The 25,269-nt window shown below is 61.5% G+C and carries 18 protein-coding genes; 13 read left to right on the top strand and 5 right to left on the bottom strand.

Features of this window, described 5'->3' with window-relative positions; all coding sequences use genetic code 11:
- Positions 1–5 precede the first annotated feature (5 nt).
- Complete coding sequence (locus H6650_08020) at positions 6–2,696, bottom strand: ATP-binding cassette domain-containing protein (protein ID MCB8951943.1); 2,691 nt, start codon at positions 2,694–2,696, stop codon at positions 6–8.
- A 221-nt stretch (positions 2,697–2,917) separates the two neighbouring features.
- Here H6650_08020 and H6650_08015 point away from each other — a divergent pair, with 221 nt between their 5' ends.
- Positions 2,918–4,192 (top strand): glycosyltransferase family 1 protein, encoded by a 1,275-nt coding sequence (locus tag H6650_08015; GenBank protein ID MCB8951942.1) that lies wholly within the window; start codon positions 2,918–2,920, stop codon positions 4,190–4,192.
- 20 nt (positions 4,193–4,212) lie between these two features.
- Here H6650_08015 and H6650_08010 read toward each other — a convergent pair whose 3' ends face one another.
- A complete protein-coding gene (locus H6650_08010) occupies positions 4,213–6,060 on the bottom strand; it encodes a CocE/NonD family hydrolase (protein ID MCB8951941.1) in 1,848 nt (615 codons plus the stop codon).
- A 110-nt stretch (positions 6,061–6,170) separates the two neighbouring features.
- A complete protein-coding gene (locus H6650_08005) occupies positions 6,171–8,114 on the bottom strand; it encodes a cation:proton antiporter (protein ID MCB8951940.1) in 1,944 nt (647 codons plus the stop codon).
- Positions 8,115–8,549: 435 nt separating this feature from the next.
- Here H6650_08005 and H6650_08000 point away from each other — a divergent pair, with 435 nt between their 5' ends.
- Entirely contained in the window at positions 8,550–9,584 is a 1,035-nt protein-coding gene (locus H6650_08000) for a fatty acid desaturase (GenBank protein ID MCB8951939.1), read from the top strand.
- A 145-nt stretch (positions 9,585–9,729) separates the two neighbouring features.
- Here the strand turns inward: H6650_08000 and H6650_07995 are convergent, their stop codons facing one another.
- Together H6650_07995 and H6650_07990 are read right to left on the bottom strand one after the other, a co-directional pair.
- Positions 9,730–10,647, bottom strand: coding sequence for a hypothetical protein (locus tag H6650_07995; GenBank protein MCB8951938.1), 918 nt, complete (start codon positions 10,645–10,647; stop codon positions 9,730–9,732).
- Positions 10,648–10,877: 230 nt separating this feature from the next.
- Positions 10,878–13,241, bottom strand: coding sequence for a sodium-translocating pyrophosphatase (locus H6650_07990; GenBank protein MCB8951937.1), 2,364 nt, complete (start codon positions 13,239–13,241; stop codon positions 10,878–10,880).
- 637 nt (positions 13,242–13,878) lie between these two features.
- Here H6650_07990 and H6650_07985 point away from each other — a divergent pair.
- From H6650_07985 to hypF, 11 genes are all read left to right on the top strand, one after another.
- Complete coding sequence (locus H6650_07985; protein MCB8951936.1) at positions 13,879–14,457, top strand: 4Fe-4S dicluster domain-containing protein; 579 nt, start codon at positions 13,879–13,881, stop codon at positions 14,455–14,457.
- The gene (locus H6650_07980) at positions 14,454–15,446 is read left to right on the top strand and encodes a CoB--CoM heterodisulfide reductase iron-sulfur subunit B family protein (GenBank protein ID MCB8951935.1); all 993 of its coding nucleotides are present in this window, start codon (positions 14,454–14,456) and stop codon (positions 15,444–15,446) included. Before H6650_07985 ends, H6650_07980 begins: the two co-directional genes overlap by 4 nt.
- Positions 15,443–17,485, top strand: a complete 2,043-nt coding sequence (locus tag H6650_07975) for a CoB--CoM heterodisulfide reductase iron-sulfur subunit A family protein (GenBank protein ID MCB8951934.1) — start codon at positions 15,443–15,445, stop codon at positions 17,483–17,485. Before H6650_07980 ends, H6650_07975 begins: the two co-directional genes overlap by 4 nt.
- Positions 17,486–17,499: 14 nt before the next feature.
- Positions 17,500–17,979, top strand: coding sequence for a hydrogenase iron-sulfur subunit (locus H6650_07970; GenBank protein ID MCB8951933.1), 480 nt, complete (start codon positions 17,500–17,502; stop codon positions 17,977–17,979).
- Complete coding sequence (locus tag H6650_07965) at positions 17,976–18,971, top strand: oxidoreductase (protein ID MCB8951932.1); 996 nt, start codon at positions 17,976–17,978, stop codon at positions 18,969–18,971. Before H6650_07970 ends, H6650_07965 begins: the two co-directional genes overlap by 4 nt.
- A 36-nt stretch (positions 18,972–19,007) precedes the next feature.
- The gene (locus H6650_07960; GenBank protein ID MCB8951931.1) at positions 19,008–20,474 is read left to right on the top strand and encodes a Ni/Fe hydrogenase subunit alpha; all 1,467 of its coding nucleotides are present in this window, start codon (positions 19,008–19,010) and stop codon (positions 20,472–20,474) included.
- 56 nt (positions 20,475–20,530) lie between these two features.
- Entirely contained in the window at positions 20,531–21,052 is a 522-nt protein-coding gene (locus H6650_07955; protein ID MCB8951930.1) for a hydrogenase maturation protease, read from the top strand.
- A gap of 63 nt (positions 21,053–21,115) precedes the next feature.
- Positions 21,116–21,589 carry a cyclic nucleotide-binding domain-containing protein gene (locus H6650_07950; protein MCB8951929.1) on the top strand — a complete coding sequence of 158 codons (474 nt, stop codon included), beginning with the start codon at positions 21,116–21,118 and terminating at the stop codon, positions 21,587–21,589.
- A 274-nt stretch (positions 21,590–21,863) separates the two neighbouring features.
- Complete coding sequence (locus H6650_07945) at positions 21,864–22,229, top strand: hydrogenase maturation nickel metallochaperone HypA (protein ID MCB8951928.1); 366 nt, start codon at positions 21,864–21,866, stop codon at positions 22,227–22,229.
- On the top strand, positions 22,222–22,881 hold the full coding sequence (gene hypB, locus H6650_07940; GenBank protein ID MCB8951927.1) for a hydrogenase nickel incorporation protein HypB: 660 nt from the start codon (positions 22,222–22,224) through the stop codon (positions 22,879–22,881). The genes H6650_07945 and hypB overlap by 8 nt, the downstream gene beginning before the upstream one ends.
- Positions 22,878–25,208, top strand: a complete 2,331-nt coding sequence (hypF, locus tag H6650_07935; protein ID MCB8951926.1) for a carbamoyltransferase HypF — start codon at positions 22,878–22,880, stop codon at positions 25,206–25,208. The genes hypB and hypF overlap by 4 nt, the downstream gene beginning before the upstream one ends.
- The last annotated feature ends 61 nt before the right edge of the window (positions 25,209–25,269 follow it).

Below are 25,269 nucleotides of genomic sequence, written 5' to 3'. Positions count from 1 at the left end.
TATGATTATGCCTCCTGTAAGGCGGCCTCCGCGGCCATGAATTGCATATGGTAAAGCCGCGCATAGAGGCCGTCGGGATTCGCTAATAAATCGGCGTGCGTGCCTTGCTCCACCAGCCGCCCCTGTTCCAGCACCAGCACCCAGTCGGCATTGACGACCGTGCTGAGGCGATGGGCGATGACGAAGCTGGTGCGCCCGGCCATCAGCCGCTGCAGCGCTTCTTGCACCAGGGCTTCGCTCTCGCTGTCCAGGGAGGAGGTGGCTTCGTCGAGGATGAGAATGCGCGGGTCCTTGAGGATAGCGCGGGCGATGGCGACGCGCTGCCGCTGCCCGCCGCTCAGTTTGGCCCCGCGCTCACCCACCGTCGTCTCGTACCCCTGCGCCAGTTCGTGCATGATGAAGTCATGGGCGTTGGCGGCAATGGCGGCGGCTTTGATCTCTTCGTCGGTGGCGTCCAGCTTGCCGTAGCGGATATTGGTGGCGACGCTGTCGGAGAAGAGGATGGTCTCCTGGGGCACGATGCCGATTTGCCGGCGCAGGGATTGCAGGTCTACGTCGCGCACGTCGTAGCCGTCAATGGTGATGCCGCCGGACTCGGCGTCGTAGAAGCGGGGGATAAGGTTGATGAGGGTGCTTTTGCCGGCGCCGCTGGGACCCACGAGCGCGATCACTTGCCCGGGGCGTGCCGTGAAGGATATGCCGCGCAGGACGGGAATATCGGCGCTGTAGGCAAAATGCACGTCGTGGAAAGCCACTTCGCCGCGAATGGAGGGCAATGGCTGGGCGTCGGGGCGGCTGACGATGTCAGGTTGGGTGTCCAGCAGTTGAAACAATCGCTCGGTGGCCCCCATGGCGGATTGGAATTGGGCGTACAGGCCGGCCAGGGTAGCGACGGGGGCGGCAACCATCATGGTGTACACGAGGTACGCGACAAGGCCGCCGGCGGTGAGGCGTCCCTGGATGACTTCGAAGCTGCCAAACCAGAGGGTGACGGTGATGGAGAAGAAGGCCATGAAGCCGATGATCGGGCCGAGGACGGCGGAGACGCGGGCGCGGCGCATGGCGGCGGTGAAGGTGTCCTGCACTCTGGCGCCGAAGCGGCCGATTTCGTACGCTTCGCGGGCGAATGATTTGACGATGCGAATGCCGGCAACGGTCTCCTGCAACACATTGGCGGCTTCGGCGAGGGCATCCTGCACGGCGGTGGAGGCGGCGCGGATTTTGCGCCCCAGCCAGACCATGGTGAGGGAGATGATGGGAATGCCGGCAAGAATCACCAACGTCAGCCGCCAATCCAACACAAACAGCAGCACCGACGCCCCCACCAGCGTGATCGCCTGCCGCAGCAGCGACACCAGATCATTCGTAATCGCCCCTTGCAGCAGCGTCACATCATTCGTGAGGCGGGAAACGATCTCCCCCGTGCGCCGCTCCGCGAAAAACGTCAGCGACAACGCCTGCAAATGCGTGTAAAGCTGCACGCGAATGTCCGCCACCACCCGCTCCCCCACGTAAGCCAGACTCAACTGGTGAATAAAGCTGAAAATGGCCTGCACCACAAACACGATGAGCAAAGCCACGGCCAGGCGGTTGAGCGTGGGCATGCTCTTGTCCACCAGGGCAATGTCCACCAGGTTACGCACCACCAGCGGCAACACCAGCCCCAACCCCGTGCTGAACAGCAGGGCGATGATAGACAGCGTCATGCGCCCCTTGTATGGTTTCACATAGGTTAACAGCCGCACAAAAAGCGACAGCCGCAATGGCTGCGACGTCTTGTCCGGGTCTCGTTCGTACTCTCGTCCCATTCTGCGCCATGTAGTCATAGCGGAATAATAGCCAATTGGGGGGGGGGGGGGGGGGCGCGGCGGGCGGGGCGCGCGGGGGGGGGGGGGCGCCGCGGGGGGGGGGGGGGGGGCGCGAGGGCGCGGAGGGGGGGGGGGGGGGGGGGACCCACCCCTCGCCCCTCGCTCACTCGCCCCCCGCCCCTCACCCCCTAAAATAAGTCGCCCCCCCAGAACCAGCAAAAGAACCATAATCGCCTGGCGAAAGCGCGCGGGATTCAGGCGTCCATCCAGGCGGAAACCGGCGATCAGCCCTAGCGCGACGCCGGGGAGCGCCAGCAGAAAATCCTGCCAGACGAGCCGCGTGATCAGGCCGCCGAGGGCGTAGCCGCCCAGGGTGATGACGCTGGTGACGAGGAAGAATCCCTGCAAGTTGCTCTTGAAGGTCGCCACGGGCCAGCGACGGCAGGTGCCATAGATGATGATGGGGGGGCCGCTGATGTTGGACGCGCCGCCAAAGAGTCCGGCGAGGAATCCCAGGCCAACCGCCCAGGCGGGATGGTTGAGTTCCGGCAAACGGGGCGTGAGCAGGGCATAGAGGGCGTAGAGGGTGATGATGATGCCGAGGGTGGTGGTGAGAATGCCGGCATCTACCCAACGCAGCGCCACAATCCCCACCGGAATCCCCGGCAGCGCCGCCACCGTAAAACGCACCACCGCGCGCAGCGACAACGCCTCCCGATAACGCAGCAAAATCACCACTTCCGCCACCAGCGCCACCAGCGCCACCAGCGGCGCCGCCGTCCGCACGCCGATGATGCCCGCCAGTATCGTCATGGAAACCAGGGCCAGCCCAAAACCGGTAACAGCCTGCACAAAGATAGCAAAGAAGACGACGACCGTGATTAGCATGACCGAAACTATAGCACACGCCAGGGGAAAGGACAGCGGACGATTTAGCGCATTGTCCTATACACCGTAGGACAATTTGCCAAAATTGTCCCTTTATGGCAACGGACAATTCGGCGAATTGTCCTACTTTATGGCGTCGCGTGGGCGTCACTGAATTCTTTTCCAACTGCCGTCGAGGTCGGTACAATGGAGGGGTTTGATCACTTTTTCAGGATGGGACGATGCGAATAACCATTATCTGCTTTGGCTCGCGCGGCGATGTGCAGCCTTTCATTGCGTTGGGGGTCGGGCTGCGGCAGGCAGGTCACCAGGTATGCGTGGCCACAGACCGCATCTTCGCGGACCAGGTGCGCGAACATGGGTTGGCGTATGGCCCGGTCAGTGGCGACATACAACGTTTTATGCAGGGGACCAATGGGCACGCGCCGGAGGAAATCCCCGGACCGCTGCGCCTGTTTCGGGACATGAAGCAGGAAGTGTGGGCGGAGGCGCGGCAGATGGCTCTCGATTGCTGGGAGGCCAGCCAGGATGCCGACCTGCTGCTCACCGGCGGCCCCGGCGCGTTCGTGGGGGCGACTTTTGGCGAAAAACTGGGCATTCCCTACGTCCAGGGTCATTTACAGCCGGCCATGATGCCTACGCAGGCGTTCCCCAGCGCGCTGATTCCACCGCCGCCGTTTCAGAGTGGAACACTCAACCACCTGACGCATGTTGCCATCGGTCAGGTTTTTTGGCAGGTGATGCGCGGCATGTTTAACGAGATTCGCCAGGAGATGTTCGCGCTTCCTCCGTGGCCGCTGGCGGGACCATTCGCGCAAATCATACGAGAGCGCCGCCCGGTGCTGATGGGTTACAGTCGGCACGTGCTGCCGCCGCCGCCGGATTGGGACCCGGCTCTGATCCACGTGACCGGCTACTGGTTCCTGGATTCTTCCGCCAACTGGCAGCCGTCGGCGGCATTGCGTCAATTCTTGAGCGAGGGGCCGCCCCCGGTGTACATTGGCTTCGGCAGCGTGGGGAGCCGCGATGGGCGCGCCATGACGAATCTGGCGCTGGCGGCGTTGGCGGAGACGGGGCAGCGGGGGATTCTGCTGCGCGGTTGGGGCGGGCTGGAACCCGGCGACCTGCCGCCGACGGTGCTCATGGTGGACAATGTGCCGCATGATTGGTTGTTTCCACGCATGGCGGCGGTGGTGCATCATGGGGGTGCGGGCACGACGGGCGCCGGGTTGCGCGCAGGCACGCCGACGATTGTCGTGCCCCATTTTTCGGACCAGCCGTTTTGGGGCCATCTGGTGCAGCGGTTGGGGGTTGGTCCGGCGCCGATTGCGAAGAAGAAGTTGAGTGTGCCGGCATTAGCCACAGCCATCCGCGCCACCATCACCCATCAAGCGATGCAGGAACGCGCGCGCCAACTCGGACACCTCATTGTCGCCGAGGATGGCGTCGGCCAGGCGGTGCAGTTGATTGAGCAGTACGCGCGCGCCTGCCGGTGACGGGTGCGCCAGACCCTCGGCTACGGGTTTGCCACGTAGGGCACGGTGATCAGGGGCGGCCCGGCGAGATCGTAGTGGAAGGTGACGTCGTAGGCGGCATCCGTGGGGGAGCCATATTGATCATCTTCGGTGTCAATGGCCAGGACAAGGTGGTGACCTGCCGGCATTTGATACCCCACCGCCACCATCTCAAACGTCACCCGCACCGGCTGCCCCGGAGCCGCCTCGTGCAGCGTCATCGGGCCATGCGTGATCAACGTGCCAATCCCCAGCGCGTCCACGTCATACAGGTGCGCGATCAACTGCGCCCGCGACAGTTCCGGCTGCACCCACAGTTCCACCGTGGGAATGCCCACAATCGTCATGTCGGATGACAGCGACGAGGACTCATACACCGTCGCCAGATCGCGGCGAATGAGCGGAATCCAGGCCCAAATATCAATCGGCGTATGCTGTTCCAACAACGGCGAGACGATGGGAATGCCCGTGGTGGCCCCGGAGACAAACAGGCCCGCCGTGTGAATCGTGTCCGTGTCTGGGTCGTATTCGGGCGCGTCCGTGAGGCTGCCGGAGAGGCCATGCCGCGGGCTGAGATACCAGGTGCGCGTGGCGATGGCCGCGCTGGGCCAATCCTCCAGGGCCACCGTCTGGTCCGCGTTTTTCAGGCGCACATGCACCGGCGGCTGCTCCAAAATGCCCGTGTCCACCCCTTGCAGCCAGTAGCGGAACCAGTCGTGCGCGCGGTCCCAGATGTCGCTGGACAGACCGGTGAGGCCGGGCAGTTCCGCCGTGGCATGGATGCCCAGGTTGATGTCCAGCTTCTTGAAATAGGGATCGGGGCCTTGCAACTGGCTGTAGAAATGCAGCAGCGAGGTGGGCTGGAACAGTTCGTCGCCCATGTTCTGCATGATGTAGACGGGAACCTGAATCTCTTCCAACACGGAGACGGGGGAGTGCGCTTCCGCCCAGGCCAACGTTTCTTCGACGTTGGTGTAGTGGATGAGGTTGTTGTAATACACCTCAATGGCCGGGTCCATGTTGCCCAACAGGTTGCCCGTGACCACGAGGATGTTGCCCCAAAAAGAGCGCGGCGTGTCCCCGCCGAAGAGGCTCTGGCGCAGGTCGGCCCAACTGCTCATGGCGACGACGGTTTTGATGCGGCTGTCGTGGGCGGCGGCGAGCAAGGACATGCCGCCGCCGTAGGAGATGCCGCTCATGCCGATCTGGTCGGGATTGGCGGGGGCGTGGGACAAAATCCAGTCGATGTTGGCGGAAACGTCGGCCATATCGTCCGGGCCGGCGACGCCAATCAGGCCGCCGGAGTTGCCCCAGCCGCGGGCGCTGTAGCTGTAGACGATGAAGCCTTCCTGGGCGAAGTCGCGCGCCTGGAAGAAGTATTCGTATTCGTCCAGCGCCCAACTGTTGGCGAAGATGATGACGGGGAAGGTTTCGTTGGGGTCGGGGCTGAGGGGGAGGAAGAGATTGCCGGCAATGCCCACCCCACCCGCGCCGGAAACACAGATATTTCGATACCATTCAATGTCATATCCAGCGAGGGGATCGGCGGGGATGTATGCCGGCATCACCACATCATCCGGCATCTCCCCTTTGCGCCACGCCCAGGCCTCCGCCGCCTGCGCTGGATCACAGGCCAGCCGCGTCGTGCCATGCGGGACCATCCGCCGCGCCACCGCATACGGCAGCAAGGGAACCCCCGTTTTCTCTTTCTCTTTCTCCTGCTCCTGCTCTTGCCGCTCCGCCGTCAGCGGCTGTACATGCGGGGCATCCGCCGCCGCCACGCGGCCAGCGCTTCCCCATAATCCCGCCAGCAGTAATATTAACAACCAGATACGGGTATGCCTTGACATATATTGTCCTCCTGATGATGAGCTTTCCGTGTGTCTTCCTGTAACTTCTTGGTCGAATCTTATCCCCCCCCTTCCCGCGGAGGACGGGGGCGATTTCGCGTTACCCCTCCTCAAAGATGTGCGCTTCCTGGAAGCTCTATGGCATCCATGCGCAAGGCCACGGCTTCCAGGCTTTGCGGTGAGCCGACGATAGTCACTTCGTCCCCCAACATCAACTGCGTATATCCGTGGGAGATGAGTGTCTGGCCGCCGCGACGCACGGAGAGGATGAGTGTGTCGCCCGGCAGGCGCAGATCGCGCAGTCGCAGCCCGTGTATGTCGGGGTTGCGCACTTCTACGTCGATCACGTCTTGTCCGTCGGCCATGCCCATCAGTAGCGAAGCGGCTCCGGGGGAGCGCACGAAGTGTTCCAGGAGGTTGAGGATGGCCGTGCCGGGTTCGACAATCAACACGCCTAACTGGTGGAAACGCGCCAGATTGGCGCGGCTGGTGAGGCGGGCGATCAGACGGCGCGTGCCAAAATGCTCATAGGCGATCTCGCAGATGGCGTAGTTTTCTTCGTCGGATAGCATGGCGACAATGGCTTCAGCGTTAGCGGCGCCCAGGTCCGCCAAGATGGCGGGCGTCAACTGCTCCACGGACACCACAGGCAAGTCAGTATCCTGTTCCAGCCATGTTTGGTTTTGCCGGCATACCACCCGCACCTGCCAACCATGACTACGAAGCTGCCGCGCCAGGGAGAGCGACTGCCCATCAACGCCAAAGATGAGGGCGTCGCGCACGCCATCAAACGGCGCCGCCTCCGCCTGCTCGCGCCCCTCGCCCACGGCATGAATCGCCCACTTGAAGAGCGGCGGGCCGAATGTCTGATTGAGGACGACCAGGGAGACGATGATCGTGGCAAAGGACGCGCCCCAGTCGGGAAACTCTACGGAAACTTCCTGGGCCAGCCCCAACACGACGCCGGCTTGCGTGACCAGACCCATCCACTTGATGCGGTTGAGGGTGAAGGGATCACCGGCGATTGTGCCGCCGACAATGGAACCGGCGGCCAGGGCAACCAGGCGCACGCCAAACAGGACGAGGGCGATCTGCCAGGTGTGTGTGAGGACGTCGAGGCGGAGAGAAGCGCCAACCAGCATGAAGAAGGCGATGTAGACGGGCGGACCGGCTTTTTCCAGGATGTCCCGGAATTCGTGATGATGGGGAGAGTTGTTGGTGATGAGAATGCCGGCAATCAAGCAAATCAGCAGCGGCTCCAGCAGCACCTCAAAAGGCAAAAGCTCATGGCTAAACCGGCGCAATTCATGCGAATACACAAACACACTGTAGCCAAGCAAAATGATGGCCGCCGCCTTCAGGAGCCCCCCCATCCGCCGGGAAAGCACCAGACGCAGCAGCCAGTAGAGCACGTAGCCGCTGGCAAACGTGGCCGCCAATTCTCCCAACAGCAGGATGAGGGATTCCACGCCAAAAGGCATCCCCGTCAGCAACACATCCGCCACGGAGACGCCAATGGCAAAGAGAATGATCACCAGCACGTCCATGATCACGGTCACGCCCAAAACGGTGGCCGTGAATGGACCGCGGGCGCGCAGTTCGTTGATGATGGCGATGACGGACGAGGGTGAGATGGCTCCCAATAGCGCCCCGGCCAGGATGGCAACGGCGAGGCGCGCGGGGGGGGGCATCCCCTGGGTAAACGGGATGGCGTCCGCCAGCAGCCAGACAGCGGTGGTTCCTAGCGTGAATGTCGCCAGGACCACGCCCGCCGTCACCCAGGTGATACTTTTTAGGCGGCTGCGTAGTTCGCGCAGATAGAGTTCGGTGCCGGCGGCGAAGGCGATGAATCCCAACGCGGCTTCGTCGATGTAGAGAAGGCGCGGTATGTCTTGCTGGTGGATCAGGTCGAGGACGTAGGGGCCAACGAGAATGCCGGCAATCAAGAAACCCGTGATCCGTGGCAAACGCAGCCGCGCGGCAAACTGCCCTATCCGCCCGGCGGAGAGCGCCAAGATCGCGAAAACAGTCGTGGGTAACAGCCATTGTGTCATGAGGTTCGGCAGGAGTATAACATAGCGCCAGAAGCGGGTAAACAGCCTGGGAAACCCTCTTTGGGGACGACCATGACGGGTTCCTTTGCGCGACAAATCCGCGCAACCGCCAGCCTGCTCGTTGGCTGAGCCGAGCAAAGCCCCTGTTGCCGGCGACAGGTCCAGGCCACAGGCCACGTCGTCCTAGCATGGCTACGCGAAAAAACAGTCGTGACAATTACCGCCCGGCGAACATGGCACTGGCGCATTCTATTAACGCTCACGGTGAATCAGACCAAAATCCTAGATTTATGGAAGCGAAAACGCCTCCTTACGATACAATTAACAAGTAGACGTGTGATGAACTGCGCCAGATCATCATAATCATCCGATTCCTCCATCGCGTCCTTTCCGTCCTCTGTTCCACACACTCACTTCACAATTAGGGAGAAATATATGAACGTAAATCAAGTACGCGTGCAAAAACCTGCCTGGCGACAGGCGGTGTCTCCGTATCAACATTCCAACTTGCGTCGCAGCATCATTCAACTTGCCAATTCCTTTATCCCCTACGTCCTTTTGTGGGCGGCGATGATCTGGAGTCTGCAGGTTTCCTACTGGTTGACGCTGCTCCTGGTTGTGCCGGCATCTGGCTTTCTCGTGCGCCTGTTTATCATCTTCCACGACTGCGGCCACGGCTCCTTCTTCGCCTCGCGCAAAGCCAACGACATCGTCGGCATCCTCACCGGCCTGCTCGTCTTCACCCCCTACTACCGCTGGCGGCACGACCACGCCATCCACCACGCCACCTCCGGCGACCTGGACCGTCGCGGCGTCGGCGACGTGTGGATGATGACGGTGCAGGAGTACCTGGATGCCTCGCCGCGCCAACAACTCGTCTATCGCATCTATCGCAATCCGCTGGTCATGTTCGTGATCGCCCCCCTCTTCGCCTTCATCATCGGGCAACGGTTCGCCCCCAAGGGCACAAACAAGAAAGGACGCCGCAACGTGATGTGGACGAATCTGGCGGTGTTGGGCATCGCTGCCGGCATGAGCGCCCTCATCGGCTGGAAAGCATATTTGATGATTCAACTTCCGGTGATGGCGCTGGCCGCTTCTGCCGGCATCTGGCTCTTCTACGTGCAACACCAATACGAAGGCGTCTACTGGGCCGACCACGAACATTGGGACTACTTCGCCGCCGCCATCCAGGGCAGCTCCTTCTACAAACTGCCCCGACTGCTGCAATGGTTCAGCGGCAACATCGGCTTCCACCACATCCACCACCTCAGCCCGCGCATCCCCAACTACAACCTGGAAAAATGCCACGCGGAAAACCCCCTCTTCCATGAAGTAGAGACCATCACCTTCTGGGCCAGTTTCAAGTCCCTCTCTTTCCGCCTCTGGGACACGGAACAACAACAGCTTGTTGGTTTCCGTTTCCTGCGCGAAAAGCAGCCGGAACTGGTCCCCGCCTCCAGTGACTAAATGGCCGCCTTTCACAATGCAAAAAGAATGAACCAATGCGGCGGGGAGCGGTAATCCGGTCGCGGGAACAAGTAAAAAAGCGCCAGGCATTCTCACAATGCCTGGCGCTCATTCAGCACGACCGCCCAGTCAAAACAGCGCCCGATTACGCGGGGGCGGTGGCGTCCTCCAGCGTGAAGGCTTCACGCGCCAATAGTTCCGCCCCATCGGTGAATTGAACCACCAAATCCCACTTTCCCGTGGCCGTATCAGGCTTGAAGTCAAACGTGCCCTTAATCTCCGTGCCCGCCCCATTCGTGGAAACAGCGCGAGCCACGAGGTCGCTGCTGTTCGCCTTCGTCAATTTCATCACCTTCACGAGTTGGAAATCCGTGCCGTGTGCCGTTAACGCCCACGCTTCATCCTGAGTCGGCTTCGGTTTCTGGTTGGGTTCCAGGTAATGGAAGACCGGTTCACTCGCGGCCACTGCCTCACGAGCGGTCTGCACCGCCCGGGTGCCAAAATAAAAGCCGGCCACGGCAACGACCAGCGTACTGATTGTCGTCGTCAGTGTCTGCGCCAGGTCTTGTTTCCCTTCACCTACTTCGCGTACTACCTGAACGTTGTAGCTCAGCACCTCCTCAGTGCCATCAGCCTTCACCTGCACATCCACCGGCTCCATTGCCATGATTTGACCACCTAATTGGCTGACCATTGAAGCGGGGACGCGATCCACAGTGACCGTGGATTCCAGTTGACTGAATAGAAAAACGGACGTGGTAACAAAAATGAGAATCAGGCCTAAGGCAATGATGGCGCGTACCGTTCCCTCCGGGAAGCTGAGCGCAAAGCGGCCATCAGTTACGCCAAGCGCGGAAAATATCAGCGCCAGGGTCACCAATCCCATGAGCAAAACGACCAGATTGCCAATGATCAAAAAAGTCAGGGCAATTTCCGGCAAAAAAAGCCCGGGCATATCTCGCAATCTACGAATTATTATTAGCAGCCCGTACATCGCTCCGCCTGTTAAGATGGCGAAGACACCAGCCCCCCACAATTTTGCCTGTACCGATAATTTATCCATCTCACCCTCCTGTAGTAAGATAGCAGAAGCGACTGTTAACATCAGACAATGGGCATCGTCGTCTATTAAAGTTTGCGGGCATACAATGAAGCCTGTCTAGTGACAGATATCATGCTAACTTAGATTAGATGTCATCTTATTGGGAGGGAAGACCAGGTGTAAGAAACAAAAAATGCCGGCATTCTCGCAAATGCCGGCATCTCTTCACCCAAATTCCGCGCGCGGAAAACTTACTTCCGCCGCTTCTTCTGATTCTTCGCCGTCGGCTGCGACTTCTTCACCGGAGCCGCTGCCGGCGCCGGGTCCATCAACGACGCCGCCTCCGTCTTACTCTTCCAGATCGCCCAACCCAACGCCACCAGCAGCGCCAGCAAAATCACCGCCAGCAGCGCGCTGATCGGCTCTCCGGGCAGGCGCACGGCCACCACAATGGGGGCGATAATCAGGGAAACCAGGTTGATCACCTTGATCAGCGGGTTCAGCGCCGGACCGGCCGTGTCTTTGAGCGGGTCGCCCACGGTGTCGCCCACCACCGCCGCCTTGTGCGGTTCGGAGTTCTTACCGCCCAGGTTGCCTTCTTCGATAAACTTCTTCGCATTGTCCCAGGCCCCGCCCGCGTTCGCCTGGAACACGGCCATCAACTGACCCGCGAGGATAATGCCGGCAAGAAAGCCCCCCAAGGCCTCCACCCCTAAACCAAAACCAACCACCAGCGGCACAACCACGGCCACCAGCCCCAGGCTGACCAGCTCTTTTTGCGCTGCCGTGGTAGAGATGGACACGGCGCGGGCATAATCGGGCTGCACCTTACCTTCCATCAGGCCAGGAATGCGGAACTGCCGCCGCACTTCGCCCACGATCTGCGCCGCCGCGCGGGCCACGGCGCGAATGGTGAGCGAGGAGAAGAGGAAGGGCAGCGCGCCGCCAACGAGCAGGCCGATAAACACCGTCGGCGCGGCCACGTTGATGCCCTTCAGCACCGCCACCCCTTGCGCCGCCTGCACCTTGCCCACGTCGGTGAGGAAGGAGCCAAACAGCGCCACGGCGGCGATAACGGCGGAGCCAATGGCGATCCCCTTGGTGACGGCTTTGGTGGTGTTGCCCACCGCGTCCAGGTCGTCCATCACCAGACGCGCTTTCTTTTCCAGGCCGGCCATTTCGCCAATGCCGTTGGCGTTGTCGGAGATGGGGCCGAAGCTATCCATGGAGATGGTGTTGCCCGTGAGCGTCAACATGCCAATGCCCGTGAGGGAGACGCCGTAGAGGATGGCCGTGAACTGCGTGGCCGCCGGCTCGTTGGCGTAAATCAGCACGGAGGCGAGGATGGAGAGGGCGATGACGATGACGGCCCAAACGCTGGACTCCATACCCAGAGCCAGGCCGGAGAGGATGTTGGTGGCGGAGCCGCTCTGGGAGGCGCGGCTGACTTCCTTCACGGGGGAGAAGTGGGTGGATGTGAAGTATTCGGTGACTTTATCCAGCACGATGGCCAGGACAATGCCGGCAACCGTGGCCATAAACGGACGCCAATCCGGCGCGCCCGTAGCCGGGTCAATCATGTAAAACACCGTCGTGAGGGCAAAGCCAATCACGCCCACAATCGCCGCCAGATAGAAGCCGCGATTCATGGCGGCCATGGCGTTCTTCTTCTTCTCGTCGGTGCGCACAACGGTGTTGCCGATGACGGAGGCGATGACGCCGATGGCGCGCAAAATCAGGGGGAAGATGACGAAACGCAGGTCGTATTGGCCGTCACCGAGGCCGCCGCGGGAGACATCGCCCAACACCAGCCCCAAAATCAGGGCGGAGACGATGGTCACTTCAAAGCTCTCGAATACGTCCGCGGCCATGCCGGCACAATCGCCCACGTTATCGCCCACCAGGTCGGCAATCACGGCGGCGTTGCGCGGGTCATCTTCGGGGATGCCCGCCTCCACCTTGCCCACCAGGTCCGCGCCCACGTCCGCCGCCTTCGTGTAAATACCGCCGCCAACGCGCATAAACAGGGCGATCAGCGAGCCGCCAAAGCCGAACCCCAGCAGCGCGTCCGGCGCGGCAATGCCGTACACCATAAAAATGAGCGTGCCGCCCAACAGCCCCAGCCCCACCGTCAACATGCCCGTGACCGTGCCGGACTGGTACGCGGTTTGCATCGCCTGGTTGTAGCCGACGCGCGCGGCGGCAGCCACGCGCACGTTCCCTTCCACGGCCACGTTCATGCCCACGTAACCGACGGAGTAGGAGAACAGGGACCCCATGAGGAAAGCGATGGCCCGCCCCACGGCCACCCAGATCACGGCGGCCTGCTCGCTGCCGAAGCGCTCCACCGCCTCCTGCGTGGGCGGAATGATCAGGACGCTCAGGGCCAGGAGTACGGTGAGGACCACAATGAGAATCAAAATAGTCCGAAACTGCTGGCTGAGGTAGGCGTTGGCTCCCGCCTTAATAAACCCCCACACTTCTTGCATTTTGGGTGTGCCTTTGTCCTGAGTCAGGATACGCCGGCGCAGCCAAAAGGCATAAGCAATACCAATAATCGAAATGATGAGGACCGCCCAAATAGCCGCAGTCTCAAATCCAGTTAAACCGCTCATATTACCTCCAGAAAATTTGGTTTTTCGCACCACGGATGGCTTCGTTAATGCCGGCATAGACGCGCGGAACCACCCACGAGGAACCCGGTCTTGCCTCGCGGATGAACACTGTTGCTTGTGTTGTCGGTGGTAAGGGCACGCACGCGCTGCTTATTGACGAAGCATCTCGAAGCGGCTGGAGAGTATCCAGCCCAACAATGATAACGCACAATCGCAAATATAGCGCGAAACTGACGCCTTGTTTTGGAAACTGATGCTCGTCATGGCAAATCAGTGACATCCATCATTAGGAGCCCCTGTAGTCAGATGATAGTCTTTGGACGTAGTAACCTATTCAGGGGAGTTTGGCGTCGAAAGCAATGCGGGAGTTGCTCGCAGAGGCAGCAAGGCTTAACAGCAGCATACCGTCAGAGCAATTCGTAGCACGGCAAGTCAGCCCCCATTTCATCGCATTATGCGGACCCGCTTCACAGGTCCGTCAAGCCGAGGTTGACGTGCGGAATGAAGCAGCATAGCAAGGGATTCCAGGTAAACCCGGGAATCCCTTTTTGTTTGCCGATGTCAGTATTTTGGCGGCAACGCTCCCCACGGAGCCATTCCTCCCATCAACCAACCGCATTATTCTCGGAGGTGCCCCTTGTCCACGGTCAACTTTTCACCACAGGAGGGTTCCCCCAGTTTCCTGGAGCGTGTCGTCCAGGCGACTCCTGGCGATCCTCGCCTTGATATGTGCATCCAATGCGGCACATGCGGCGGGTCCTGTCCCTCAGGCGCGGACATGGACTACACGCCGCGGCAGATTTTTGCCATGATCCGGGCCGATATGGAAGAAGCGGTGCTGGCAAGCAATACGCCCTGGTACTGCGTTTCGTGCTATTTCTGCACGACCCGCTGCCCACAGGAAGTGCATATCACGGACATCATGTACACCCTCAAACGGATGGCGATTGATGCGCATCTGTATGACGACAGCACCGCGCCTGATCTGTCACAGAGTTTTGTCAGCAACGTCGAAAATTATGGTCGCAGCTTTGAGTTTGGTCTGGCAACGCGCCACTATTTGCGCCATCACCCGCGGCAACTGGTGGGCATGGCGCAGATGGGACTGGGCATGCTGGGGCGCGGGCGCATTGACCTGACGCCACATCGAATCGACAATCTAGACCAACTCCACGCCATATTGCGGCGCGCGCGGGAATTGGAGGTTGAAGCATGAGCAAGTATCTGTTTTATCCGGGCTGTTCGATGCAGCGCACGGCGCGCCCGTACCTCGATTCTCTGCTGGCGATTCGCGAAGATATTGGCGTGCAGTTGGAGGAGGTGCGGGATTGGAACTGCTGCGGGGCGACGGAGTATATTTCGGTGGCGCGTTTGCCGGCATTTTCCCTGATCGGGCGAAACCTGGCATTGGCGGAACAACAAATGAACGGCAGCAGCACCCTGGTCGCCGGCTGTAGCGCCTGCTACCTGAATCTGGCGAAGACGGACGCCTACATGCGGACGGACCAGAAGCTCGACCGGCAGGTGAACGAGGCATTAGCAGCGGGGGGGTTGCATTACGATGCCGGCACAATCCAAATCCGTCACCTCCTGGACATCATCACCAACGACGTCGGCCTCGACGCCGTACGCCAGCGCGTCGTTCGCCCCCTCAAAGGGCTGCGCGTCGCCCCCTACTACGGCTGCATGATCGTCCGCCCCGACCCCGACAACCGTTTTGGCAACCCCGAATACCCGCAATCACTCGACCGCCTGCTGCAAGCCCTCGGCGCGGAAGTGATTGACTACCCCTTGAAAACCCACTGCTGCGGTGGGCATATGACCCAGATCAGCCCATCCGTGGCCTACGAATTGATTCGCCGCCTGATCGGCGCGGCGGACCAGTATCACGCGGACGTGATGGTCACGCTCTGCCCCATGTGCCAACTCAACCTGGACGCCTACCAGGAAGACGCCAACCGGCACTTCAAGACGGATTACCACATGCCCATCCTCTACTTCACGCAGTTGATGGGGCTGGCGTTTGGTCATGAGGCGGAGGAGTTGGGACTGGGCAAGGAGTTTGTCTCCGCGGAGGAGGCGCTGGCGAAGATTGGCGTGGAGATGCCGCCGCCGGAAACGGAAGCGCGACCTGCCCGCCGTCGCCGCGACGACCCCAGCCTGCCCATGCCGCAAATGCCGCGGAATCGGGAGGATGTCAAATGAGTGCTGAAGCGCGCAATCCACACGATGAACATAAGGAACGTATTGGCGTCTACGTCTGTCACTGCGGCAGCAACATTGCCGGCACGGTGGATGTGGAAGACGTGGCCGTTTGGGCGAAAGACGCCCTGGGGGACGATGGCGTGGTCATCTCCCGCGATTACAAGTTCATGTGCTCCAGCCTGGGGCAAGAACTGATCGAGCGGGACATCGAAAACGAAGGGCTGACGCGCGTGGTCGTGGCTGCCTGCTCTCCCCATCTGCACGAGCAAACGTTCCGCAATGCCTGCGATCACGCGGGCCTGAATCCGTATTTATGCGAACTGGTTTCCATTCGGGAGCAGGTCTCCTGGGTGCATACCGACCGCGCCGCGGCCACGGCGAAAGCGAAAGCGGTGATTGCCGGCGGCGTGGAGCGGGTGATTGAAAATGAGCCGCTGGAGCCGCTGCATGTGCCCATTGATCCGCATACGCTGGTGGTGGGGGGCGGAATTGCCGGCATTCAAGCCGCTTTGGAAATAGCAGATGCCGGGCACAAAGTGTACCTGGTGGAGCGTGAACCCTCCATCGGCGGCCACATGGCCCAATTCGACAAAACCTTCCCCACCCTCGACTGCGCCGCCTGCATCCTCACCCCCAAGATGGTCACCGTCGGCAACCACCCCAACATCGAAATGCTCACCTGGAGCGAAGTCGTGCGCGTCGACGGCTACGTGGGCAACTTCACCGTCACCATCAAACAAAAACCCCGCTACGTAGACACCGACCTCTGCACCGGCTGCGGCATCTGCTGGGAAAAATGCCCCAAGAAAGTCATCGACGACGTGTTTGAAGCCGGCCTCGGCTATCGCAAAGCCGTCTACACCCCCTTCGCCCAGGCCGTACCCAAATACCCCGTGATCGACACCGTCAACTGCACCTACTTCCAGAACGGCAAATGCCGCGCCTGCGAGAAACTGTGCCCGACGGAAGCCATTGACTTCACCCAGCAAGAGACATTCCGCCAGGTCACGGTGGGCAACATCATCCTGGCGACGGGTTTCGACGTGTTCGACGCCCGCCGTATCCCCCAATACGGCTATGGCCGCCTGGCAAACGTCTTCACCAGCATCGAATTCGAGCGCATGTGCAACGCCGCCGGCCCCACCAACGGCGAAATCGTGCTGCGCGATGGCGTCACCCAACCCCGGTCCGTGGCTATCATCCACTGCGTTGGCAGCCGCGACCGCAACTACAACAACTACTGCTCCGCCATCTGCTGCATGGCCTCCCTCAAATTCGCCCACCTGGTGAAGGAACGCACGGGCGCGCAGGTGTACAACTTCTACATCGACATGCGCACGGCGTACAAAGATTATGACGAGTTCTACCAGCGGCTGCTGGAAGAAGGCACGCTCTTTGTGCGCGGGCGCGTGGCGGAAGTCACCGACGCCGCCCGCCTGCCGGGGGAGGAAGGTAAGCTGATCATCCAGGCGGAGGACACGCTGGCCGGTCGGCAGCGGCGCGTGCCCGTGGACATGGTCATCCTGGCGGCGGGGCTGGAGCCGCGCGTAGACGCGAACGAGGTGGCCCGCCTCTTTGGCATCTCGTGCAGCGCCAATGGCTGGTTCATTGAGAAACACCCCAAGCTGGACCCGGTCGCCACCATGACGGAGGGCATCTTCATCGCCGGCGCGGTGCAAGGGCCGAAGGATATTCCTTCCAGCGTGGCCCAGGGAGCCGCCGCCGCCGCGCGCGTGCTCAACCGCATTGGGCGCGGCGAAATCGAACTGGAACCGGTGCGGGCGACGGTGGACGCGGCGAAATGTTCCGGCTGCCGCATTTGCAACAATCTCTGCCCGTTCAATGCCATCATCTTCCATGAAGATTTGATGGTCACGGAAATCAATCACGCGCTCTGCCAGGGGTGCGGCACTTGCGTGGCCGCCTGCCCGGCGGGGGCGATCAGTGGTTCGGGCTTCAGCAATGAGCAGATTCTGGCGCAAATTGAGGGGCTATTGATGTTTAATGGCGCAAATCTGGTTGATTTGGTGCCGGCATGAAAGGAGCGTTCGCTATGAGTGACACGTTTGAACCCATCATTATCGGCTTCACCTGTAACTGGTGCAGCTATCGCGCTGCCGATCTTGCCGGCACGGCCCGCATCAAGTACCCGCCGAATATCCGCCTGATTCGCCTGATGTGCTCCGGACGCATGGACCCCACGTTTGTGCTGAAGGCGCTGGCAAACGGCGCGGATGGCGTCCTGATCACGGGGTGCCATCCGGGTGAATGTCATTACATTGAGCAAAATTACAAGGCGCTGCGCCGTTACCTGCTGCTGCGCCGCACGGTAGCCCAAATGGGTATTGAGCCGGAGCGGATTAAGCTGGTGTGGGCCAGCGCAGCCGAAGGGGTGCATCTGGCCCGTGAGATCACGAAGATGGTGGAGGAGATTCGGGCGTTGGGGCCGCTGAATTGGCCCGGACGGACGCGCCAGGCGCAAAGGTCGGCGCTGCCAGAAATGATGCCTGAGGTGGAGGAAATGCCGGCATGACTGAAAACACCAAACCCAAATTCGCCATGTACTGGGCCGCCTCCTGCGGCGGCTGCGAAATCGCCGTCCTAAACATCCACGAAAAAATCCTGGACGTCGACGCCAACTTCGACGTCGTCTTCTGGCCCGTGGCCATGGACGCCAAATACAAAGACGTGGAAGCCATGCCCGACAAATCCATCACCCTCACCCTGTTCAACGGCGGCATCCGCAACGCCGAAAACGAACACATGGCCCACCTCTTGCGCCAAAAATCGCAAATCCTCGTCGCCTTTGGCTCCTGCGCCACCGAAGGCTGTATTCCCGGCCTCGCCAACCTCTCCCCGATAGACGCCATCTACGACGCCGTCTACGAAAGCGTCTCCACGGAAAACCCCGATCACCTCCGCCCCCAATACGCCACCAACATGCCCGAGGGCGCGATCAACATCCCCGTCTTTCAACCCACCGTACGCACGCTGGATCAGGTCGTAGACGTAGACTACTACATGCCCGGCTGCCCACCCGAATCCCATCAGATCGCCGCCGTCGTTGACCTGGTTATCAAGGCACTGCATGGCGAAGCCACCCTGCCGCCGCCCGGCAGCGTCATCGGCGCCGGCGGCTCCACCGTCTGCGACGACTGCCCTCGCGCGCGCAATGTGAAGAAAATCAACCGTTTCGTGCGCATCCACGAGGCCACGGACATCGATCCCGACCTCTGTTTGCTAGAGCAAGGCATCCTCTGCAACGGCCCGGCCACACGCAATGGCTGCGGCGCCCTTTGCCCGCGCGTGGGGGCGGCCTGCATTGGCTGCTACGGCCCCGCGGCGGATGTCATTGACTACGGCGCGCGCCTGATGACGGCCGTCGCCTCCGTCATTGACAGCAACGATCCCGAGGAGATTGAGCGCATCCTGGACGGCATACCCGACCCGGCTGGCTCTTTCTACCGCTTCAGCATGGCGCATTCCCTGCTACACGCGGCCCGGCCCGCCATGACCGGCCCATAGCCCCGCCGCCGCCGTTACGTTTTCAGGAGCAACAATATGCAACGCATAACCATTGATCCCATCACCCGCCTCGAAGGGCACGGCAAGATCGAGATTTTCCTGGACGAAGAAGGGGAAGTCGCCAACACCTACTTCCAGATTCCCGAACTGCGCGGCTTTGAACGATTTTGCGTCGGTCGTCCGGTGGAGGAAATGCCCTTGCTCACCAATCGCATCTGTGGCGTTTGCCCGGAGGCGCACCACATGGCCGCCGCCAAAGCAGGCGACGCCGTCTACGGCGTCGATCCCCCACGCACGGCCAAACTGCTGCGCGAACTGCTCTACATGGGCTTCTACTTCACCGACCACACCACGCACTTCTACGCCCTCGGCGGCCCCGACTTCGTCATGGGACCAGATGCGCCCGTGGCGGAGCGCAACATCCTCGGCGTCATTCACAAAGTGGGGCTGGAAATCGGCGGCAAGGTGATCCAGGCGCGCAAGTACGGCCACACCGTCGTGGAAATCCTGGGGGGGCGCAAGGTCCATCCCTGCACCTCCATCCCCGGCGGCGTCACCAAAGGGCTGACCGAACCAGAACGCCAGCAAATTGAAGAAATGGGGCGCTGGGGCATCGGTTTTGCTCAGTTCAGTCTCCAATTGTTCCAGGACATGGTTCTGGGCAACCCCTTCTATCTCGACCTGATCCTGGGCGACACCTACACGCACCGCACCCACTACATCGGCCTCGTAGATGACAACAACAAGGTCAACTTCTATCATGGTCGCGTCAGCGTGGTTGACCCCGACGGAAAGCGGCTGGGCAAATACGCGCCCGCCGAATACACCGACTGGATCGCCGAACGGGTCGAACCATGGACCTACCTGAAATTCCCCTACCTGAAAAAAGTAGGCTGGAAAGGGTTCGTGGACGGCAAGGACTCGGGCGTCTACGCAGCCACGCCGCTCTCCCGCCTCAACGCCGCCGATGGCATGGCCACGCCGCTGGCGCAGGAAGCGTACGAGCAGTTCTACGAAACGCTGGGCGGCAAGCCGGTACACCAGCGGCTGGCGACCCATTGGGCGCGCCTGATCGAGTTGTTGTATGCGGCGGAGCGACTGGTAGAACTGGCGACGGACGAGGAAATCACCTCGCCGCACATCCACACCGTCCCCACCAAGACGCCCACGGAGGGCGTAGGCATCGTGGAAGCGCCGCGCGGCACGCTCACGCATCACTACTGGACGGACGAGCGCGGCATTCTCACGAAAGTCAACCTCGTGGTGGGCACAACCAACAACTATGCGCCCATCAGCATGTCCATCAAGAAAGCGGCACAGACGCTCATTCACAAAGGAACGGTCGTCAATGAAGGGCTGTTGAACATGGTGGAAATGGCCTTCCGCGCCTATGACCCCTGCTTTGGCTGCGCCACGCACTCCCTGCCGGGGCAAATGCCCCTGCAAGTGACCATTCGTGACGCCAACGGGAAAGAAGTGGAAGTCCTGCGGCAGTTCTGTTAACGAGATTGGTTCATTCTTCCAGAATGAACCAATCTTGGAGGAAGATTTAGAGAATTATGGACGAGCGCACGTTGGTGATTGGCTTGGGCAACCCCATTTTGGGAGATGATGGCGTGGGCTGGGACGTGGCGCGCGCGGTGGCGGCGCGACCGGAGATTGCCGCGCGGTCGGATGTAGACGTGGAATGCCTGGCGCTGGGCGGTCTTAGCCTGATGGAATGGCTGATCGACTACGAGCGCGCCATCATTATTGATGCCATCCAGACGCGCGGCGGCAGCCCTGGCGCAATCTACTGCGCCCCCCTGGACGCTTTTCCCCATCACGCCGCCGGCCACACCACCGCCGCCCATGACACGTCACTGCACACCGCCCTGCAAATGGGGCGGGCCATGGGCGCGTCGTTGCCGGACGATATTGATGTTGTCGCTATCGAAGCGCCGCGCGTCTATGAATTCCGCGAAGAACTCAGCCCGGCTGTCGCCGCCGCCGTCCCCGTCGCCGCCGCCGCCGTCTTGCGCCTGCTCGCCCACCCCATTGATGATGATCAGGACGATGGACGAAAGAATGTGCCGTCGTAGCCCGATTTTCCAAATCGGGTGGGCGATTCAGAAAATCGCCCTACATTTACGAAGGAGTCGCTCATGATTTCACCTGAAATTCTGCGCCGTTATCCATTTTTCGCTTTCATGTCCCCCGCGCAACTACGCGAAGTCGCCATGATCAGCAATGAAATGGAACTGGACACCGATGAAACTCTCTTCCGCATGGGTTCCCCCGCCGATGCGCTCTATCTGCTGCGTCACGGCAGCATCGAACTGCATTACGTAGTCGTAGACGAGCACTTGCCCCACCTGCGAAAGGACTTCATGGTAGGAACAATCAACCCAGGTGACGTTTTGGGCGTCTCCGCCGTCATCAATCCGGGCGAATTGACGGCCACTGCCGTGGCGACGGAACCCTGCCAGGTGCTGCGAATGGATGGCGAGCGCCTGCTGGCGTTGGTTTTGAAGGACCCCGCTCTGGCTACCGGGCTGTACTACCAACTGGCGCAGGTTGTGCTGGAGCGGCTTCATGCAACGCGCACGCTGTTGGCGGCCGCTTCCTCCCCGGTATAGGGCTAATGATGGATTGTGTCTGCCGGCATTTGACGCAAACAACACAAATAACACACTCGAGTCTGGCGAAATCCACATATGGTGATCGGAGTCGAGGCTTTAGCCGGGTCAACCACCATATGTGGACCGGCTGAAGCCTCCACTCCAGAAACGCCAGAGTCCAGTAACACAAATGGAGTAACGACCTGGCCCGTTGCCTGAGCCTGTCGTAGACGTCATGGGCTGCGACAAGCTCAGCCCACGAGCGGGTTAGCCATTACCAGACGGAAACATCATGCACGAACTCGTAGTAACCGAAAACCTATTGGAAATTGCCCTGCACCATGCGCACGCGGCAGAAGCCGCGCGAGTGACAGACTTGCACGTCGTGTTGGGCGAACTCTCCTCCTTCGTGGACGATTCCATCCAGTTTTACTGGGACTTCGTGAGCGAAGGGACGCCGGCGGCAGGAGCGCAATTGCATTTCCGCCGCGTGCCGGCGGAAATCGTCTGTCAGGACTGTGGTCACCGCTATGGGGTGCGCCAAAACCTATTCTGCCCCACCTGTGGCAGCGAATACGTGCGCATTGTCCAGGGGGAAGAATTCTACCTGGAAGCCATTGACGTCGCTTCCGCCGAGGATGATCAGGCACATGGCTGAGCGCATTCGGGTTGTCGCCAACATCATGGGAGCCAACGAACAGTTAGCCGCGGCCAACCGGCGGCGACTGGAGGAGGCGGGCGTGGTGGGATTGAACCTGATGGCTTCGCCCGGTGCCGGCAAAACCAGCCTCATCGAGCACACCATCCAACACCTCAGCCCGCGCCTGCGCCTCGCCGTCATTGATGGCGACATCGCCACCAGCATCGACGCCGACCGCGCCGCCGCCGCCGGCGCCACCGCCGTACAGATCAACACCGGCGGCGAATGCCACCTGGACGCCGTCATGATACAGCAGGCGCTGGAACAGCTTGACCTGTCCGCCATCGACCTGCTTATCATCGAAAACGTGGGCAACCTCATCTGCCCCGCCAATTTTCCGCTGGGCGCGCACAAAAACGTCCTCATCGCCTCCACGCCAGAAGGCGCGGACAAACCGTACAAGTATCCGGGCATGTACCGCGGCGTGGACGCCCTCGTGATCAACAAAATTGACCTGCTGCCATACCTTGACTTCGACATGGAAACCTTCCGCCGCGGCGTGGCCGCCCTCAACCCTGGGCTGGTCACGTTCCCCCTCTCCTGCCGCACGGGCGCGGGCATTGAAGCGTGGTTGACCTGGGTCCAGGCGCAAATGAAAGTAACCGTATGAGCGAACGGCTGGGCGCGCGCATCCACATCACGGGGGTGGTGCAGGGCGTCGGCTTTCGCCCGTTCGTCTATGGGCTGGCGCGACGATACGCCCTCACCGGCTGGGTGCGCAACACGTCCGCCGGCGTGGACATCGAAGCGGACGGCTCGCGCGAGGCGCTGGCCGCGTTTACGGCGGCGCTGCGTGGCGAACTGCCACCGCTGGCGCACATCGACCAGATGACGGTGCGTCAGCAGCCGGCCAACGGCTTCGCCCAATTCCAGATCGTCCACTCGCAGCCCGTCCCCGGGGCGTTCCAGCCCATCTCCGCCGACGTGGCCCTCTGCGACGATTGTCTACACGAACTTTTCTCCCCGGACGACCGTCGTTATCGCTACCCCTTCATCAACTGCACCAACTGCGGCCCCCGCTTCACCATTATTCGGGACATCCCCTACGACCGCCCGCAAACGACCATGGCCCCGTTTGCCCTTTGCCCCGCCTGCGCCGCCGAATATGCGAATCCACTGGACCGCCGCTTTCACGCGCAGCCCGTCGCCTGCCCCGTCTGCGGCCCGCACATCTGGTTGGAGGAAAGCGGTCGGGGGACGATTCTCGGCGAGCGGGAAGAGGCGTTGCAGGCAGCGCGGCGGCGGCTGCGTGAGGGGCAAATCGTAGCCATCAAGGGATTGGGCGGCTTTCATCTGGCGTGCGATGCCGGCAATTCCACCGCCATCACCAAACTCCGCCAACGCAAACACCGCCCCGACAAACCCTTCGCCCTCATGGTCGCCAGCGTGGAAGCAGCGGCCCGCCACTGCCTTCTCGACGACAACGGGCGCGCCCTGCTGCAATCGCGCGCCCGCCCCATCGTCATCCTGCCACGCCGCCCCGACTCTCCCCTTGCCGGCAACATCGCCCCCGGCCAGCGGAACCTGGGCGTGATGTTGCCCTACACGCCGCTGCACCACCTGCTGCTGGAAGCCGCGCCCGACTTCCCCGACGCCCTGGTGATGACCAGCGGCAACCTGAGCGAGGAACCCATCGCCAGTGACAACGAAGAAGCGCGGCAACGGCTGGGCGGGCTGGCGGACGCCTTTCTCCTGCATAACCGCGACATCCACATCCGCTGCGACGATTCCGTAGCGCGACCGATTGCCCTGACGGGCAGCGCGTCCAACGTGCTGACGCTGCGCCGCGCGCGCGGCTTCGCCCCCGCGCCGCTGCGCCTGCCGTGGTCCGCGCCGCCGCTGCTGGCCGCCGGCGCGGCGCTCAAAAACACCTTCTGCCTCACCCGTGACCGGTACGCCTTCCTCAGCCACCACATTGGCGACCTGGAAAATTACGAGACGCTGACGGCCTTCATGGAAGCCGTGGCCCACTACGAGCAGCTTTTCCGCGCCCGACCGCAAGGGCTGGCGCACGATTTGCATCCCGATTATCTGGCGACGCGGTATGCGGTGGAACGGGCGGAGGTGGAGGGATTGCCGGCATTTCCCATCCAACACCACCACGCCCACATCGCCGCCGCCCTCGCCGAACACCAGTTCATCGGCGACCACCCGGTCATCGGCGTCGCCTTTGACGGCACGGGTTACGGGGATGACGGGGCCATCTGGGGCGGCGAATTCCTGATCGCCGACTACGGCGGCTACCGGCGGGTGGCGCACCTGGCCTACGTGCCCCTCCCCGGCGGGGACAAGGCAGTGCGGGAGCCGTGGCGCATGGCGCTGGCCTGGTTGGATGCGGCGGGCATTCCCTGGGCGGAGGATTTGCCCCCGGTGCGGTTTGCGTTGCGGCAGGAGATGGGGTGGCCGGTGATGCCGGCATTACGCCACCAACTCCGCACACGCCTCAACGCCCCCCTCACCTCCAGCGCGGGCCGCCTCTTCGATGCCGCCGCCGCCCTGCTGGGCGTGCGCCAGACCATCCACTACGAAGCGCAGGCGGCCATTGAACTGGAAACCCTCGCGGATATCACCGAACAAGGCCATTACTCCTTCGCGGACAATGGCGAGGTGATTGATCCGGCTCCGATTTTGGCGGGATTGGTGGGGGATTGGCGTGCCGGCATTTCGCCATCACAACTCGCCGCCCGTTTCCACAACAGCGTCGCCGCCCTCGTCTGCGCCGTGTGCGTCCGTCTGCGGCAAGAACACAGCCTGCAGGAAGTCGCCCTCAGCGGCGGCGTGTGGCAAAATGTAACCCTGCTGCGGCTGGTCGTCCGCGACCTGCGGCGGCAAGGCTTCACCGTCATCTGCCACGAGCGCGTCCCCGCCAACGATGGCGGCATCGCCCTCGGCCAGGCGGCGATTGCCGCCTGGCGCTGGCAACACGGTGTTGAATAACCAAGAATGAACCAATCTTGACTCTACTGAAAAAAGGCCAAAAACCGGGTTTTTACACATG

Source organism: Ardenticatenales bacterium (assembly GCA_020634515.1).
In the GTDB taxonomy this organism is placed as follows: Bacteria; Chloroflexota; Anaerolineae; order Promineifilales; family Promineifilaceae; genus JAGVTM01.
Note: the sequence above shows the minus strand (reverse complement) of the source record. Positions and strands in the feature narration are given on the sequence as shown.

Bases quoted from the DNA above. Each gene is read 5' to 3' on its own strand.
- H6650_08010 (MCB8951941.1), bottom strand. From the start codon at position 6,060: ATGTCAAGGCATACCCGTATCTGGTTGTTAATATTACTGCTGGCGGGA.
- H6650_07945 (MCB8951928.1), top strand. From the start codon at position 21,864: ATGCACGAACTCGTAGTAACCGAAAACCTATTGGAAATTGCCCTGCAC.
- hypB (MCB8951927.1), top strand. From the start codon at position 22,222: ATGGCTGAGCGCATTCGGGTTGTCGCCAACATCATGGGAGCCAACGAA.
- H6650_07995 (MCB8951938.1), bottom strand. From the start codon at position 10,647: ATGGATAAATTATCGGTACAGGCAAAATTGTGGGGGGCTGGTGTCTTC.
- H6650_07960 (MCB8951931.1), top strand. From the start codon at position 19,008: ATGCAACGCATAACCATTGATCCCATCACCCGCCTCGAAGGGCACGGC.
- H6650_07970 (MCB8951933.1), top strand. From the start codon at position 17,500: ATGAGTGACACGTTTGAACCCATCATTATCGGCTTCACCTGTAACTGG.
- H6650_07975 (MCB8951934.1), top strand. From the start codon at position 15,443: ATGAGTGCTGAAGCGCGCAATCCACACGATGAACATAAGGAACGTATT.
- H6650_08005 (MCB8951940.1), bottom strand. From the start codon at position 8,114: ATGACACAATGGCTGTTACCCACGACTGTTTTCGCGATCTTGGCGCTC.
- H6650_07950 (MCB8951929.1), top strand. From the start codon at position 21,116: ATGATTTCACCTGAAATTCTGCGCCGTTATCCATTTTTCGCTTTCATG.
- H6650_07955 (MCB8951930.1), top strand. From the start codon at position 20,531: ATGGACGAGCGCACGTTGGTGATTGGCTTGGGCAACCCCATTTTGGGA.
- H6650_08015 (MCB8951942.1), top strand. From the start codon at position 2,918: ATGCGAATAACCATTATCTGCTTTGGCTCGCGCGGCGATGTGCAGCCT.
- H6650_07990 (MCB8951937.1), bottom strand. From the start codon at position 13,241: ATGAGCGGTTTAACTGGATTTGAGACTGCGGCTATTTGGGCGGTCCTC.
- H6650_07980 (MCB8951935.1), top strand. From the start codon at position 14,454: ATGAGCAAGTATCTGTTTTATCCGGGCTGTTCGATGCAGCGCACGGCG.
- H6650_08020 (MCB8951943.1), bottom strand. From the start codon at position 2,696: ATGCTAATCACGGTCGTCGTCTTCTTTGCTATCTTTGTGCAGGCTGTT.
- hypF (MCB8951926.1), top strand. From the start codon at position 22,878: ATGAGCGAACGGCTGGGCGCGCGCATCCACATCACGGGGGTGGTGCAG.
- H6650_08000 (MCB8951939.1), top strand. From the start codon at position 8,550: ATGAACGTAAATCAAGTACGCGTGCAAAAACCTGCCTGGCGACAGGCG.
- H6650_07965 (MCB8951932.1), top strand. From the start codon at position 17,976: ATGACTGAAAACACCAAACCCAAATTCGCCATGTACTGGGCCGCCTCC.